This window comes from Methylacidimicrobium cyclopophantes (assembly GCF_902143385.2).
In the GTDB taxonomy this organism is placed as follows: Bacteria; Verrucomicrobiota; Verrucomicrobiia; order Methylacidiphilales; family Methylacidiphilaceae; genus Methylacidimicrobium; species Methylacidimicrobium cyclopophantes.
Genome location: NZ_CABFUZ020000147.1, coordinates 1 through 14,253, shown reverse-complemented (window position 1 = coordinate 14,253; position 14,253 = coordinate 1). Strand labels below are relative to the sequence as shown.

General features: G+C 63.6%; 17 protein-coding genes. 11 read left to right on the top strand and 6 right to left on the bottom strand.

Annotated elements, in window-relative coordinates:
- Positions 1–328, top strand: a 328-nt coding sequence (locus FN369_RS06890; protein ID WP_142525445.1) for a lipocalin family protein, incomplete at its 5' end; no start/stop codon positions are given.
- Here FN369_RS06890 and FN369_RS06885 read toward each other — a convergent pair.
- Positions 325–1,128 (bottom strand): hypothetical protein, encoded by an 804-nt coding sequence (locus FN369_RS06885; RefSeq protein ID WP_142525444.1) that lies wholly within the window; start codon positions 1,126–1,128, stop codon positions 325–327. The genes FN369_RS06890 and FN369_RS06885 overlap by 4 nt on opposite strands.
- Positions 1,129–1,173: 45 nt before the next feature.
- On the opposite strand from FN369_RS06885, the gene FN369_RS06880 reads away from it, so the two are divergent.
- A complete protein-coding gene (locus tag FN369_RS06880) occupies positions 1,174–1,890 on the top strand; it encodes a response regulator transcription factor (protein ID WP_142525443.1) in 717 nt (238 codons plus the stop codon).
- Here the strand turns inward: FN369_RS06880 and FN369_RS06875 are convergent.
- From FN369_RS06875 to FN369_RS06855, 5 genes are all read right to left on the bottom strand, one after another.
- Positions 1,838–3,166 carry a hypothetical protein gene (locus tag FN369_RS06875; RefSeq protein WP_142525442.1) on the bottom strand — a complete coding sequence of 443 codons (1,329 nt, stop codon included), beginning with the start codon at positions 3,164–3,166 and terminating at the stop codon, positions 1,838–1,840. The genes FN369_RS06880 and FN369_RS06875 overlap by 53 nt on opposite strands.
- Positions 3,156–3,695 (bottom strand): nucleotidyltransferase family protein, encoded by a 540-nt coding sequence (locus FN369_RS06870; protein WP_142525441.1) that lies wholly within the window; start codon positions 3,693–3,695, stop codon positions 3,156–3,158. Before FN369_RS06870 ends, FN369_RS06875 begins: the two co-directional genes overlap by 11 nt.
- A 120-nt stretch (positions 3,696–3,815) precedes the next feature.
- The gene (locus tag FN369_RS06865) at positions 3,816–4,424 is read right to left on the bottom strand and encodes a hypothetical protein (protein ID WP_142525440.1); all 609 of its coding nucleotides are present in this window, start codon (positions 4,422–4,424) and stop codon (positions 3,816–3,818) included.
- Positions 4,421–5,218, bottom strand: coding sequence for a DUF72 domain-containing protein (locus FN369_RS06860; RefSeq protein ID WP_142525439.1), 798 nt, complete (start codon positions 5,216–5,218; stop codon positions 4,421–4,423). Before FN369_RS06860 ends, FN369_RS06865 begins: the two co-directional genes overlap by 4 nt.
- A gap of 10 nt (positions 5,219–5,228) precedes the next feature.
- Positions 5,229–7,055: a bifunctional homocysteine S-methyltransferase/methylenetetrahydrofolate reductase gene (locus FN369_RS06855; RefSeq protein WP_142525438.1), complete on the bottom strand. Its 1,827-nt coding sequence runs from the start codon at positions 7,053–7,055 to the stop codon at positions 5,229–5,231.
- Between the two features lie 30 nt (positions 7,056–7,085).
- Between FN369_RS06855 and FN369_RS06850 the strand changes: the two genes are divergently transcribed.
- The 9 genes from FN369_RS06850 to cas4 all read left to right on the top strand — a co-directional run bounded on the left by FN369_RS06850 (position 7,086) and on the right by cas4 (position 14,162).
- The gene (locus FN369_RS06850; protein WP_142525437.1) at positions 7,086–8,129 is read left to right on the top strand and encodes an LOG family protein; all 1,044 of its coding nucleotides are present in this window, start codon (positions 7,086–7,088) and stop codon (positions 8,127–8,129) included.
- Positions 8,119–8,640 (top strand): L,D-transpeptidase, encoded by a 522-nt coding sequence (locus FN369_RS06845; protein ID WP_142525436.1) that lies wholly within the window; start codon positions 8,119–8,121, stop codon positions 8,638–8,640. The genes FN369_RS06850 and FN369_RS06845 overlap by 11 nt, the downstream gene beginning before the upstream one ends.
- Entirely contained in the window at positions 8,637–9,287 is a 651-nt protein-coding gene (locus tag FN369_RS06840) for an HAD family hydrolase (protein ID WP_142525435.1), read from the top strand. Before FN369_RS06845 ends, FN369_RS06840 begins: the two co-directional genes overlap by 4 nt.
- Positions 9,288–9,610: 323 nt before the next feature.
- Positions 9,611–11,461, top strand: coding sequence for a M20/M25/M40 family metallo-hydrolase (locus FN369_RS06835; protein ID WP_142525434.1), 1,851 nt, complete (start codon positions 9,611–9,613; stop codon positions 11,459–11,461).
- An 81-nt stretch (positions 11,462–11,542) separates the two neighbouring features.
- A complete protein-coding gene (locus FN369_RS06830) occupies positions 11,543–11,956 on the top strand; it encodes a VOC family protein (RefSeq protein ID WP_142525433.1) in 414 nt (137 codons plus the stop codon).
- Between the two features lie 29 nt (positions 11,957–11,985).
- Entirely contained in the window at positions 11,986–12,345 is a 360-nt protein-coding gene (locus FN369_RS06825; RefSeq protein ID WP_142525432.1) for a hypothetical protein, read from the top strand.
- Positions 12,346–12,404: 59 nt separating this feature from the next.
- Positions 12,405–12,884: a rhodanese-like domain-containing protein gene (locus FN369_RS06820; protein ID WP_142525431.1), complete on the top strand. Its 480-nt coding sequence runs from the start codon at positions 12,405–12,407 to the stop codon at positions 12,882–12,884.
- Between the two features lie 79 nt (positions 12,885–12,963).
- Entirely contained in the window at positions 12,964–13,131 is a 168-nt protein-coding gene (locus FN369_RS11165) for a hypothetical protein (RefSeq protein ID WP_178087734.1), read from the top strand.
- 212 nt (positions 13,132–13,343) lie between these two features.
- The gene (cas4, locus tag FN369_RS06815; protein ID WP_142525430.1) at positions 13,344–14,162 is read left to right on the top strand and encodes a CRISPR-associated protein Cas4; all 819 of its coding nucleotides are present in this window, start codon (positions 13,344–13,346) and stop codon (positions 14,160–14,162) included.
- Positions 14,163–14,253: the final 91 nt, after the last annotated feature.

Genomic DNA, 14,253 nt, shown 5'->3' with positions numbered 1-14,253 from the left:
TTCGACCGCCGGCGGGAGCTGGGTGGAAGCGGACGGGACGAGACGGAGGCTCCGCCATGGGGACTTCGCGGTGGAGCGCCTCGGCTCCTGGAAGAGCCCCCACTCCGGAGCCCGCTACCCGGCGGGTTGGCGAGTCCGGGTACCCTCCCTTGCATTGGAGGTCCTGGTCGATCCCCGGATGGCCGACCAGGAGCTCTGCCTTCACGCGTTGGGAGAGATCACCTATTGGGAAGGGGCGGTCCGAGTCGCCGGCACGCGTCGGCAGAGGCCGCTGCGAGGGGTCGGATATGTCGAGCTCACCGGCTACGCGGGGGCACCCTTACGCTAGCGGTATCCGTCGATCCGGTTGAGCCAGCCGTGGAGCCAACGCTCCTCGTGTCGGGCGGGCGGAGCGTTCTCGACTCTCCTCTCTAAAACGATCCTCGCCGCGCGCCGGAACGAGGGAAGCGCCGGTCCCGGCTCCATGGCCTGGAGGACGTTCAAGAGCCCCCACCCCTCGCCTCGGTAACGTTCGGTCGGAAAGGTCCCATCTCCTTTAAAGTTGACATAGTCGACGAGCGCGAAGAGTCCCGCCGGAGTCGCCTCCAAGGCGCGAAAGTTTTTCTCGACCCGCTCCCTCTCTCCGGCCGGCAGGGCGGACAAGATCCTCGGAAGCGCCCCTTCCAGTCGTTCGACCGCGAACTCCGTTTGTTCCCCTACGGTAGCGGCCAAAATGGAGCGGAGTTCCCGCATCCGAGCGCCGTTGGCATCCGACAGGAATGCTTTCCGGTTGGGCCAGGGGCAAAAACGGGCACTCCGCAACCATTCGGGAAGGGAGATCGACCGCCGCTCGAGAAATCGGAGGAGCTCCGGGAAGCTCTCTTCGAAGGGACCCCTTCCTCCCGCGGGATACCAGATGAAGTGGCCGATTCCAAGCGAGGCGAACTCTTCTCCGGAGTTCCAGGCGGTCAAGCCGGAGAGCGTCCCATCCGACTCGTTCTGCCAGAGACGCTGGCCGATTGCTTTCGCCTGCACCGGGTCAAGAGGAGCTCCGGCCCAGGAGGCGTGCGTCGCAAAGAGTCCGATCGAGCCGGCGAGCAGGCAGAGCCGCGCCCTCCTTCCCCAACCTTCCTTTTGCCTTTGGTTCATGGGAGATCGTTGCGGAGCCCACGGCAATCGACCCACCCGCAGGTTGTGAGCATCCTGCGCCCCTCGAGCGCGCTGTGGAAAGCGGCAAGGAGAGTCTCTGTTTTCTTCCTCTTCTTTCCCGGGGAAGCCGCGAGGGAGTTGCGGGCCTTTTTAGAAAACGGGGGAATTCGCTGTGCAATCTTTCCTGATTCCGCAGAAGCGCTCGCGGCGATTCGGAAGGCGCTTCTTCCGGTCCTTTTGCTGCGCTGGCCGCTCGCCGCCCCCCAAGAAACGACATTTCTCCGCCGCCTCCGTCGGATGGTTTCCTGGGTTCCCGTTTTGGCAATGGGGGATCCAAAGCAGTCGATGGCTCGAATCGAGGCGTTGGAAAGCGGGGCCGACTTCTTTCTGCCGCTTCGGAATGCAGAGGAGGAGCTCTTGGCGATCCTGGCCAGCCTTGGCCGGCCCACCGAGCCGAGCGCCTCGACGCTCGGCTCCGTTGGTCTCCGCTTGGATTGGAAGAGGAGGAGCTTGCAGCAGGGGGAAAAGGAAGTGCTTTTGACCCCTTCGGAATTTGCCATCATGAGCCATCTCCTTTCCCATGCGGGCCGCTTCGTTCTCGCGGAAGAGCTGGCGGCCCGGCTCCCGAGCCGACGGAAAGGGGGCGCGCCCTCGGTGCGCCTCTTGCGCGTCCACTTGCACAACGTGCGCGAAAAGCTGCGCCGAGGCGCTATGGGGATCCGGTTGCGATTCGTTCAGGGGAAGGGGCTGGTGGTGGAGTGAGAGCGGCTGGAATCGCGGGCGGCTCCACGGCGGGATGTTCGGAAGAAGGAACCGGCTGGGCTGCGGGCGAAGCCGTGGCGGCCGAGCCGAGTTGGAGGGCCGGCTCATTCGCCGGTGGAGGATCGAAATCGAGCCAAGCAAGGACCCCGCCCGCCAAAAAGAGCCGCTTTACCCGGGCCGGATGCTTCGGGGTGATCACGATCCGATCGCCGTTTCGGATCTGTCTGGGCCGGTGGACGTAGAAGATGAGGCGGCTCGGGATCTCGACGACCGGGTAGGCCAAGACCGCGCCGGCGATCCATTCCACCACGCGGCGGCTCTCCACCCCTGCCGGTGTCGCGGTGAAGATCCCATCGCGCAGGTCCGATCGCGCGGAAAAGACTCCCCAGATCCAGAGGTTTTCCGGATGCACCCCTTCCTGCTTGGCAAGAGCCGGCAGCTCTCCGATCGGAACCACCCTTTTGGGCCGCGCCGTTGCGGCGGCTTTCGCGTCCGAATCGCTCTTCGGCACGACGAGGCGACCGGCTCCTTCCTGCGACTCGATCACCGGCGGGGATTCGAGCACCATGCGCGTGATGACGCCATCGACCCGATCGATCTCGACGAGCCTTGCCGGATGTTCCTTCGGGATCGCGAATTTGGTCCCTTTTCGGATGGTCGGAAGCGGCGTTTTCGTATGGAAGACCACTCGCCGAAAGACATAATTCCCCGGATTGTCGATCAGATTGAAATGTTCTTCCCAATCGGGCCAATTGATCCCTTCGTTCACCGAGGCGAGAAAGAGGCCGTCGGAGACCGCCGTGCGCGCGGTAAACCGGCCGTAGACCCAGACATTCTGCGGACGGGGTCCCTCTTCCTCCCAGATTTCCGGGATATGGACGAACTTCACCACCCGAGCTTTCGGCGTCGAGGCGGGCGCGGTCGGCTGCGTGTCCTGCGCGGCCCACATCGGTCCGGTGAAAGCGGCCGTCAAGCAAGCAGTCAAGCAGGTGGCGAGAAGGCGGCGACCGCCCAACGAGCCCCTACCCGTAACGGGCGAGGAGTCCCCCTTGGTTGCTTCCGCCGGCTCCGGGGTTTCCCCCGCGTCGGCTTCCCGCGCTCCCGTCCCGGCCGGAGGCCAAGGGGAAAGTCGTGCCCGCTGGAAGGCGCGCACCAAGTCGGCGAGATCGGCTGCGATCGCCAGCTTCCTGTCGAGCGGCAAAGCCCCGAAAAGTCGGCGCTGCGCGCGGCGGGGAAGATCCCACAGTCCGCGGCTCGAATTGGTTTCAGCTTCCATTCTTCTCTCTGCCTCCTTCTTCCTTGCGTGCAAGTTCCTTTAAGGAATGCTTGAGTTCCTCGATGTCCGCAAGGTCTTGACGGCGGCCGGCTCCCTCTTTCATCGCAATCAAGGTCTCCACGCGGACGAAGCGAATCGGTTCTCCTCCCGGCAGCCGTTCGAGCAGCGCATGCTCGTATTCGCGATCGAAGGAAAAGGACTCGACCACGAAAATATCCACGGGGGTTTCCCAGTGAATCTCGCTCTGGAGCGGAAGCACCCGCATCCCCTTTTCCTCCACCCAGCGCTTGCGTGCGGACGGATCGGCAAGATCCATCGGATCGACCGGCGGCACCGGCCGATAGCCCAATGCGGCCAGAGCCGAGAAGACCGAGGAAAGGTTTTTCGGGGAAAGGTCCACGACCAGATCCATGTCCATGGTCGACCTTCCGTAGCCGTGGGCGACGACCGCGAGCCCTCCGACGACAAGAAACCGGGCTCCAGCGGCATTCAAGGCCGCCGTGATCTGCTTGAGACTTTCGAGCTTCACCAGTTTTTTCTGGGTAAAACAACTTCTTTTAGCGGCAAGGGATCAGGGAGGCAATGGAATCCTGAAAGGAATGATCGCCTCGCATCCGAGTCAGTCCGATCCGCGCCCGAGCTTGCGCGATCAGCGGCTGCGCCGGATCTCCAGGGGTCGGCCGGATGAGGATTTGGCGTCCAGGAAGGCCGTGAACTTGTCGATCGACCGGGCGGCCGTTTCGAGATCGTCGTTGAGGTTTCCGAACCCCGGCGGCCACCAACAGCAAAAGAACTTCCACGCCCCCTCGCCCAGGTCGGGACGAACGCTCGGAGGCGGGGGTGTGTAGAGCGTCAAGGCGCGAAGGGCGTCGAGCGCCACATGCTCGACGAGGCCGGCGGCTTCCCCTTCGCTGCGGAGCACCGTCTTTTCCGTAATCACGCCGGAGGCGTTCAGGAAAAACGCGATCGCCACGAAACCGTGGGCGGGCGTCATGGCGAGTCCAGCCAAGGAGAGCCGCTTGTGGGCCGCCTCCTGCTGCACTCTGCTTTCGAATGCCTCCGAAAGTTCCTCCAAGTAGCGCTCTTTTGCGTTCTGAACCTCGGGGGAGATGCGCGGGCCATACTCCACCACCGCGAAGATCCGGGGCGCTTTTTTGGGCGCCTTCTTGGCCGCGTCGGAGGCAGGGGACGATTCCGGAGCCGAGAGGAGCCCCGCGGCCGAAAAGAGAAAGAGGAGGAGGACGAGCCCGAGTTTCATGCTGAGCTCTCCCTTGGATGGAGAAGGGCGAGCAGGCGCAACGCATTTTCCACCGCGGCCCCGCCCGCCGTGTTGTCGAAATAGAGATGGACCGTCCGAGCCTCCCGCTGCCAGGCTTTGGCACGTTCGGCCCAAGAAAGGAGCTCGTCTTGGGTATAGGAGGAACGGTAGGTGGCTTTGGCGCCATGGAGTCGGACGAAGACCAGATCGGTGGTCACGGCGTCCCACAGCGGCCAGTCGGCCGCATCGGATTGGCAGGAGGCGAGCCGGTACCGGCCGAGGAGGGATGCGACTTCCGGAGCGAACCAGGAAGGATGCCGAAACTCGAGGACATGGCGCACCGCGCCCCGCAGCTCCGCCAGGCTCCTTGCAAAGGATTCGAGCCGGCCTAGGTCTTTTCGAAAGGAAGCCGGGAGCTGCCAAAGGAAGGCCTTGAGCTTAGGGCCCAAAGGGGAAGCATCTTCGAGCCCGAGTCGGATCGATGCCTCCGAATCGCGAAGCCGCTGGACGTGGGTGATGAAGCGGTGGCCTTTCATGGAGAACGCAAAGTCGGCGGGCGTCGCTTCGGCCCACCGGCGATAGGTTTGCGGACGGTGCCGCCGGTAGAAGGAGGAATCGACCTCGACCGCCGGAAAGCGGCGAGCATAGAGGGCGAGCCATTGATCGCGAGGAGATTCGTCGTAGAGGATCGACCGCCAATCGGAGTAGTTCCAGCCACTGGTGCCGACATAGATGGGGCATCGCGGCTCCCTTCCGCCGGGGAGCTCGGACCCTTTCGAAAGACCCTTCTCCATCAGCGCCGCCTTAGAAAAGCTCCTCGAGGAGCCGGACCGAAAGATCGTACCGAAGGAAGGGGGTGATCAAGTAGACCGCTCCAAAACATTCGAGCACCGTTTCGGCTAGGGAGCGAGCCAACTCGAGGCCGACCTCCGCGGCTTTCGGTCCTTCGAGATGGCGGAGCCTCTCCCGCACGCCTTCCGGGATGGAAATTCCAGGCACCTCGTTGTGGAGAAATTCGGCGTTGCGGGAGTTGAGTACGGGCATGACCCCGACGAAGACCGGAATGCCCAGGGGTTTCAACCGCTCGGCACTCTTTCGGATCCGCTCCGCGTCGAAGACCGGCTGCGTCATCGTGAACTGCGCCCCGGCCGCGATTTTGGACTCGAGCTTGCGGACCTGGGAGTCGAACTGCACCGAGTTGGGATTGAAGGCACAGCCGATCACAAAGTCGGTTTTGGCCTTGAGGTCGCGGCCCGCGGCCGAGACGCCCGAGTTGAGCTTGGCCAAGAGCTTGATGAGCCCCAGCGAATTGAGGTCGTAGACGGAGGTGGCCCCGGGGTGGTCGCCCGCTTTCGCGGGATCGCCGGTCAGGGCGAGCACGTGGCGGAATCCCAGGACCGACATGCCGAGGAGCTCCGACTGGAGGCCGAGCAGGTTCCGGTCGCGGCAGGCCAAGTGGAGGACGGTGTGGAGCCGGCTGCATCGCTGGGCCGCCACCGCCGCCGCCAAGTTGCTCACCCGGAGGATGGCCAGTGAGTTGTCGGCCAGGGTAAGGGCGTCGGCTCCCGCCTTCTCTAAGGCGCGGACCCCTTCGAGGAACTTGTCCATGGCGAGCGTTCGGGGAGAATCGAGCTCCACAATGGCGACCGGCTTGCGCTTGCACCGATCCAAAAGGCTTTCTTCTCTCGTTCCGGGAGGCGCTTCTTCCCTCACCGCCTCGACCACGGAAAGCCGAGCCCTGGCTGCCTTGACGAAGCGGGGCCGGTGGCGGGCCAGGATTGGAGCCATCGCCGCGATATGGAGCGGGCTCGTTCCGTAATCGCCCCCCAGAAGATGGACCCCCTCCTCGACAAACCGGTCGACGCTCGCCGCAAAATATTTGGGGCTGGCCGAATAGGTGAGCCGGCCCTCGTAGAACTCCGGTTTGCCCGCATTGGGAAAGGCGCAGAGAAATTCGCCGGCACGCACCTCGATCCCCTCGAGGAGATGCAGGGATGCCAGGATCCCGCAGCTTCCGCCGATGCCGACCAGCCCCGCCCCGGCTCCCCACAGAGCGGCAAGCCCGGAAGCGAGGGTCTCTCCGTTGCCGAGGCGGCCTTCCTCGAAAACCGCCAGAGAGACCGCTACGATCGGGCTTCCGGCCTCTCGGGCGACGCGGAGCGCGAGCATCGCTTCGGGAAGTTCGGTGAAGGTCTCCAGGAAGACGAGATCGCAACCGGCATCCAAAAGGGCGGAGATCTGCTCCTGGTAGAGGGTGCGCCGTTCCTCCGGGGAGAGGCTGCCATCCCAGGGTCGGAGCCAGATCGGCCCGACGCTTCCGGCTATCAGGGACTCCCCCCCTCCCGCAGCCGCTCTCGCCAGCTCCACCCCTCGCCGGTTGATTTCGACGACGCGTCCCTCCAACCCGAAACGGCTCAGGGAGGCCCGATTGGCTCCCGTCGTGTTGGTCCGCAGCAGCTCGGCTCCGGCTTGCCGGTAGTCGGCGTGAGCGCGCTGCACGAGCTCCGGGCGGCTCAAGTTGGCCTCTTCGAGGCAATAGCGGCGTGGAAGGCCGAGGGTGTAGAGGTAGGTGCCGAGTGCCCCGTCGCCGAGGACGAGCCGTTGGGAGAGCAATTCTAATAAATTTGCCATGATGGGAACCGAACGCATTATAGAGTTCGGATGACCGAGAAAAAAAGCGCGAGCTATTCGACGGGCGAGCCCGCGCTGGACCAAAAGATCGCCGAGCTGCTTGAGGCGGCGGGAATCGGCGGCTCCCGGCGAGAATATTTTGAGATCGTGGCGACGGCGCTCCGCTTCGCCCGGCAGGCGACGACTCCGGGAGACATCCGGATGATCAACCAGATGCTCAAGGAGATCCGGTACGCCGATGCGATCTTTCAACCCTACCGGGGAGTCAAGAAGGTGACGATCTTCGGTTCGGCCCGTCTGGCTGCCGACACCCCCGAATGGAGGATGGCCCGCGATTTTGCCGAGCAGATCGCCAAAGCCGGCTTCATGGTCCTCACGGGGGGAGGGGATGGGATCATGGGCGCAGCCCAGTTGGGAGCGGGCAAGAAGCTCAGCTTCGGCCTCAACATCCGTCTTCCCTACGAGCAACGCCCCAACGAGGTGATCGAAGGCGACCGGAAGCTCATCTTCTTTCGCTACTTTTTCACCAGAAAACTCCACTTCGTCAAAGAGTCCCATGCCATCGCCCTCTTCCCCGGCGGCTTCGGAACGATGGACGAATGCTTCGAGGCGCTTACCTTGATGCAGACCGGAAAGGCTCCCATCGTCCCGATGGTCTTTATCGACTATCCGGGCGGCTCCTATTGGAGCGCTTTCCGAAAGTTTTTACGCAGCGAGCTGCTCTCCCGCGACCTGATTTCCGAGCAGGACTTCCACCTCTTCACCTTCACCGACGATTCGGAGGAGGCCAGGCGGGAGATCGAGCGCTTCTACTACAACTTCCACTCGTATCGCTTCGTCGGGGAGCTTCTCGTCCTCCGCATCCATCGGGCGCCGGACGATTCCGCGCTCCAAGCGATTCAGGCGGAGTTCGCAGACATCGTCAGCGGGCCCGGTTTGTTCCAGAGAACCGCCCCCCTACCGGCCGAGGCCAACGAGCCCGAGATCCTCTCGCTGCCCCGGCTCTCCTTCCCCTTCGACCGCAGATCCTACGGGCGGCTGCGCCAACTGATCGACCGGCTCAATGAGTTTTGATCCCCGGCATCTCTCTCCTCTTCCCTCCATTCCGGAGGGGATCTGGTTCCATGTCTCGATCTGGGAGCAGAAGGTGCGCGTCCTGCGCCACCAGGAGCCGATCTGGGAGGCGCTCGTGAGCACCGCCCTGCTGGGCTGCGGAGAGGAGCCGGAAAGCCATCGGACGCCTCGAGGATGGCACTTCGTCTGTGAGAAGATCGGCGAGGGCGCTCCTCTGGGCACGGAGTTTCGCGGCCGGCGACCGACGGGATTTCTCTGGACTCCCGATGCCCCCTTCTTCGAAGAGAGCCTGATCCTGACGCGAATTCTCTGGCTGGCGGGGATGGAGCCCCGGAATCTGACCACCCGGGAGCGACACATCTACTTTCACGGCACCAATCGGGAGGATGCGATCGGAAAGCCGATGAGCAAGGGGTGCATCTGCCTGAGGAACGAAGAGATGGTCGAGCTCTTCGAGTTTGCTTCGGTCGGAACCCGGGTCTTGATCGAGGAAGGAGGAAGGCTTTTGTGAGCCGGCGCATCGGAACGATCCTCCTCGACTGGTCGGGCACCCTGGCGGACGATCTCCCGTTCGCCCACCGGGCGGCGAACCAGGTCCTCACCCTCTACCGGAAACCGACGATGACGGTCGAAGAGTTCCGGGAGCGCTTTTTTCTTCCTCTGCGCGACTTCTATCGAACCATTCTCCCGGAGGTCCCTCTCGAAACCCTCGATCGCTTTTATCATTCCGCCTTCCGCCTCTTTCGGCCGCAAATCCCCCTTTTGCCACATGCCGCCGACTTCCTCGAGTTCTGCCGCAGGCGCGGCTTGCGCACGATTCTCCTGAGCACGATTCAAAATGGCCACTTCCTCGACCAGGCCGGCAGGCATGGCATCCTCGACTACTTTGAGGAAATCCATACCGAGGTCGCCGATAAGCGGATCACGCTCTGCCGGTTGCGGGAAGAGGGACGGTTCGGCTCCGGCGAGGCGATCTTTTTCGGCGACATGGTCCACGACGTAGAGGCCGCCCATGCGGCGGGCATTCTCTCCGGCGCTCTGTTGACCGGGTATGACACTCGAGCCAAGCTCGAGGCGGCGGCTCCCAGCTTCCTTTTTGCCGACCTCTCCGAGGCACGAAGCTTCCTGGAAAAAGACGGGGAGAGCGGAGGCGGCTGAAGAGAGCCTTCACGCCGCCGGCCCGCCCAATCACCTCCCTTCTCTTCCCCGCCGCTCTCCCGCGCTCGTCCGGCCCAGGGGCAGCTGGAAGCGCAGCGTGCCTCGAAACCAGCCACCCGGGCAAGCCCGGCCAGCGCCTCCGCCGCTCCCGGCCGCGTTCCCAGGGAGAGCTCCCCTCCCACTCGAGCACCCCTGGGCTTGCGGCTCGGGGCGAGCGAAAGCGAAATCGCTAGACGGAGCCCATAGGTCCTGGGAGGCGCGGCCGACCCGGTCGGGGTCTCTTCGCGCTTCTCCTGGCAGGCTTTCTGGAATCGCTCCCGCGCTTGCTCCGCGGCCCTCCGGCCCATTTCCCGGGTTCGGCCCACCCGCTCCTCGGCAGCCGGAGGGGGAGTGCTCCTTCCCCCTTCGCCACCCTCCTCCCGCGCCTGCCGCTCGGCTCTTTGCGCACTCTTGGGCACCGCCTCGACCTCTTTTCGGTCTTCCCTCTCCCGTTTGGAACTCCTCCGTTCCGGCCGGGGAAACCGATCCCCGGCAAAAAACCGCCTGGCCCAGGAGAGGCTCGAGCGGGCGAGGCTCAGGAAATTGCCCGCCGCCCGCAAAAGATCGGTCATGCTCAAGGCCGAGTCGAACGGATCGAGGTTGTGCTGATAGAAGACCCGCATCTGGGGGTCGAGCGTGCAGGGCAGATGGGGCATCGAGGGGCTGTGGCCCACGGTCAGATGTACCTGGAGAGAAGACATCGGGAATGCTCCTTGTCGAGGGTTGTCGCTTCCTTTCCTCTCCCGTGGGTCGATCGGCAAAGAAGCGTCACCCGGTCGGAACTCCTCCGGCGCTCCCTCTTCTTCTTTGACAGCGTTACTTCCATGGGGCAAAAGCAGGCTACCATGTCCGCTACGCCGCCCCCTCCCCTCGACTGGGATTCCCTCCAAAAGGAAGCTCTCGAAATCCTCCGGGGCTATATTCAGATCCCCTCGGTCAACCCTCCCGCCGACACGACCCAGACCGCCGCCTTTCTCCAGAAGATCCTCGAAGCCAAGGGCCTCTCCCCCCAGCTCTATTCGAGCGGCCCGGTCAACCGCAACCTCCTCGCCCGCCTCCCCGGGAGGGACCCTTCGCGCAAGCCTCTCCTCCTGCTCAACCATATGGACGTGGTGCCCGTGGATGCTGCCCGCTGGAAGACCCCCCCCTTTGCCGCCACGGTAGCGGATGGGTTCGTCTGGGGACGGGGAACCTTCGACATGAAGGGGCTGGGGATCCAGCAGCTGATGGCCCTTTTGGCCCTCAAGCGGGCGGGAATCGTTCCGCCCCGGACGATCCTCTTCTTGGCGACGGCCGACGAGGAGAGCGGGGGCCACCACGGCGCCCGCTGGATGATCGAGCACCATTGGGAGGAGCTCGATCCCGAGTATGTGCTCGACGAGGGGGGATTTGGCACCCGTGACCTCTTCCTTTCCCCCAAGCTGGTCTTCACGGTGCAGGTGGGAGACAAGCAGCCATTCTGGCTCCGGCTGCGGACCACCGGCCGCCCCGGCCATGGCTCGATCCCGACCAAAAAAGACGCTCCGGCCGTTTTGCTGCGCGCACTCCTGCGGATCCTCGAACGGAAGGAGGTCGACCAGCCGCCGGCGGTGGTGGAGGCGATGATCTCCCGGGTCGGAGCGCCCCTCGCACCCCATCCCTTTACCGAATCGATCCAACGCAACTCGATCGCCCTGACCAGCCTCTTAGCGGGCGTCGGCACGCCTCCCAAGATCAATGTGATCCCCTCGGTTGCCGAGGCCACCCTCGACTGCCGGCTCCTGCCCGGAGTCGATCCGGACGAGTTTCTCTCCTCGATTCGGGCGCTGGTCGCCGACCTCCCGGTCACGATCGAACTAGCCAATGATCTGGTGGCGCCGACCCCTCCGAGCCCATGGGATACCCCCCTCTTCGGCGCGATCGAACGGACGATCGCCGCGCACTATCCCGACGCCGTGGTGAGTCCGCTCCTCAGCACAGGCTTCACCGACGCGCGCCATTTCCGGCAAAAAGGAGCCGTGGCCTACGGCTTCCAGCCGGTGATCCTCGATCACGAAACCGCCTGGAGCGCCCACTCCGATTCCGAACGAATTCCGGTGGCCGAATTCCAGCGGGGCATCCGGCTCCTCTTCGACCTTTTGCAGGAGGAATTCTAGAAACGCACCGCCTGCGCACCCTCTCTTTTTGCAAGAACGGCTCTCCGAACCCTTTCCTATTTTCGGCCAGAAAACCCTCTCATGAAGATCACCCTCCTGCACCATGTCGCTCTCCCGGTCACCGACCTGGAAAAGTCGAAGTCGTTCTACCGCGAGATCCTGGGGCTACAGGAAATCCCTCGGGCTCCCTTCCCCTTCCCCGGTGCCTGGTTTGCGCTCCCGGGCGGACAGCGGGTCCACCTGATCGTCTCCTCCGGGCAGACCTTCCGCTCCGGCAAGGGGATCGACCAGCGGGACGTTCATTTTGCGCTCCGGGTCGCCAGCTATCGGGAGGCCCTGGAGGAGCTCCGCCGCAAAGGCTATACGCCCGAGGCGGCCGACGAGCTCCACCGGATCAAGGTCGATCCCCACTCGGTGGCGGGCTTCCCGCAGCTCTATCTCCTCGATCCCGACCGAAACCTGATCGAGATCAACGCCGAGAAGCTCGATCTCTAGCGGCGCAAAACCGGGCGAAGAGCAAGCGCATGCAGCGGATCTTCTTCCTCCTCGCTTCGTTGGCCCTCCTCGGCTGCCATCCCCCCTCTCCCGCCGGCGAATATGCCGGCCGCTGGGTGGAAGCCGACCAGTCGACCGTCGAGGTGAGGCTCGTCCTCCGGCCCGATGGGAAGGCGACCATGGAGCGGCTGGTCCGCTGGCCGGATGGCCGGAGCGAAGCCGACTCCTGGGATGCGGAATACCAGGTCCGAGGGGATCAGATCCGGATCGGCTCCGAAGGGAAGCTCTACGCTCTCTTTGTCCGCGAGGGGGAGAGCCTCCTCGATCCGAGCCATCCGATCGGGGGGAAGCCGATCCGGCTCTTGCGCCAATCGGGAAAGGCCCCCTAGGAACGCGGCGGACTTTCTTGGTTGCCGAAGCGGGGGAACGATCGGAATATGTAAGAAAGATGCGTTCCCTCCCCCTTTTGGGCTGCCTCCTTCTGTCCGCGCTCTGGGGAGCCCATTCGCTCCGCGCGGAAGAATCCCAGGTGCGGATCGCCCGGGACGACCCTTGGACCCAAAGCGACCTCCTCCTGCCGAAGGAGCTCTTGGCGCGTTGGAAGCCAGGCAGCTCGAGCTACGCCATCTACCAGGTCGGCTTTCCCTTCCTCTACAAGGCGGGCCATATCCCGGGCTCGATCTATGTCGGCGCCGGAAAGGATCCGGAAGGCATCGAAGCTCTCAAGAAGGCCGTTTCTGGGCTTCCCATGGACAAGAAGATCGTCCTCTATTGCGGCTGCTGCCCCTTGGATGTCTGTCCGAATATCCGGCCGGCCTTCGAGACCGTAAAGAAGCTCGGATTCTCCAATGCAAAAATCCTCTATCTCCCCGAGGATTTCGCCCACGACTGGATCCACAAGGGCTATCCGACGGAAAAAGGGGGATGAGCTCCTCCGGGGCCGCGGGCGCCTTTCGCCCCTTGTCCGGGAGAAAAAGTTCTTATAAATTCGAAAAGAAGCGGAAGGAATGAAGATCGTCCTGCTCTCCTCGATTCTCGCCCTGCTTTTGGGCGTCGTCGGCATCGGCTCCTACTTCCTCCGCCAAGATCCGCAGAAGAAGGCCGAGGATAAGGTCTTGCAAGCGCGGATCGCGGAGCGGATCGCCGCCGGCTGCTGCCCGAGAAGCCACCAATAGGACGATTCGTCCGACGGAGCCTCTTTCGGGATGCGGCAGCCTTTGCGCGGCGATGCCTTCCTGCTTCTGCTCCCTGACGAACCCCGGATCGACTTCTGCGCCTTCCGAGCCCTTTTGGGCGGTCGCCGCAGACCGATCCCAATTTTTGCGATCCACTTGCAACCTCGGACAGCGGATGTCCGAGAGAGCGGATTAGTTTGGAAGAGCGAGCCATGGAAAACGATCGAGAGGATTGCAAAGAATCCCCGCCGGCAGTCGAATTCGACGGGAGCCCCGGATTCCCCCGGGCAAGTGAGGGCTCCTGGGGGGCCGAGGACGCCAACCCGAGCAAAGCCGTCCGAAAGCTCTTCCTTTCCGCCCGGATGCTCAACGAATTTGTCTACTGCCCGCGGCTCTTCCATTACGAACTGCTCGAAGGGCTCTTCCGAGAAAACGCGGACACCGTTCGCGGAGCGGCCCTGCACGCCCGGGTCGACGCGGGCTCGGGGGCGATGCCTCCCCCGGCGCGAGAAGCGGCGGAATCGAACCAGGGCACCTTGGAGCAAGCGGCCGAGGCTCCGATGGGAGTAATCCACTCCCGATCGGTTCTGCTCGGATCGGAACGACTGGGCGTCCAGGCGAAGATCGATCTGCTCGAGGGAGAAAGCGACCCCTCCGGTGGAGCGGTCACCGTCTCCCCTGTCGACTACAAGGCGGGCGCGCCCCGAGAAGGCCGAGCGGGCAACGAGCTTTGGGATCCAGACCGGATCCAGCTGGGCATCCAATGCCTTCTCCTTCGCGAGAATGGGTATCGGTGCGAGGAAGGGTTGATCTACTACCACGCTACGAGGCAACGCGTCCGGCTCCAGGTGACTCCCGAGCTGGAATCCTGGATCTTGGCGACCATCGAGGAGGCCCGGAAGTGCGCGGAAGGACCGCTTCCTCCTCCCCTGATCGACTCTCCGAAGTGTATCCGGTGTTCCCTGGCTCCGGTCTGCCTCCCCGACGAGACCCGCTATCCTGACTTCGACACATTTTCGCTGACATTGTGATTTACCAATGACTTACGAAAATCGTGTAGTACGTAATATGTGCATTGATGTATTGACAAAAAGCAATTGGATGTGGTATAAAAAAGTGCGT

Excerpts from the sequence above, each read along its gene's own strand:
- FN369_RS06885 (WP_142525444.1), bottom strand. The coding sequence starts at position 1,128 with ATGAACCAAAGGCAAAAGGAAGGTTGGGGAAGGAGGGCGCGGCTCTGC.
- FN369_RS06875 (WP_142525442.1), bottom strand. The coding sequence starts at position 3,166 with ATGGAAGCTGAAACCAATTCGAGCCGCGGACTGTGGGATCTTCCCCGC.
- FN369_RS06865 (WP_142525440.1), bottom strand. The coding sequence starts at position 4,424 with ATGAAACTCGGGCTCGTCCTCCTCCTCTTTCTCTTTTCGGCCGCGGGG.
- FN369_RS06860 (WP_142525439.1), bottom strand. The coding sequence starts at position 5,218 with ATGGAGAAGGGTCTTTCGAAAGGGTCCGAGCTCCCCGGCGGAAGGGAG.
- FN369_RS06855 (WP_142525438.1), bottom strand. The coding sequence starts at position 7,055 with ATGGCAAATTTATTAGAATTGCTCTCCCAACGGCTCGTCCTCGGCGAC.
- FN369_RS06850 (WP_142525437.1), top strand. The coding sequence starts at position 7,086 with ATGACCGAGAAAAAAAGCGCGAGCTATTCGACGGGCGAGCCCGCGCTG.
- FN369_RS06845 (WP_142525436.1), top strand. The coding sequence starts at position 8,119 with ATGAGTTTTGATCCCCGGCATCTCTCTCCTCTTCCCTCCATTCCGGAG.
- FN369_RS06830 (WP_142525433.1), top strand. The coding sequence starts at position 11,543 with ATGAAGATCACCCTCCTGCACCATGTCGCTCTCCCGGTCACCGACCTG.
- FN369_RS06825 (WP_142525432.1), top strand. The coding sequence starts at position 11,986 with ATGCAGCGGATCTTCTTCCTCCTCGCTTCGTTGGCCCTCCTCGGCTGC.
- FN369_RS06820 (WP_142525431.1), top strand. The coding sequence starts at position 12,405 with ATGCGTTCCCTCCCCCTTTTGGGCTGCCTCCTTCTGTCCGCGCTCTGG.
- FN369_RS11165 (WP_178087734.1), top strand. The coding sequence starts at position 12,964 with ATGAAGATCGTCCTGCTCTCCTCGATTCTCGCCCTGCTTTTGGGCGTC.
- cas4 (WP_142525430.1), top strand. The coding sequence starts at position 13,344 with ATGGAAAACGATCGAGAGGATTGCAAAGAATCCCCGCCGGCAGTCGAA.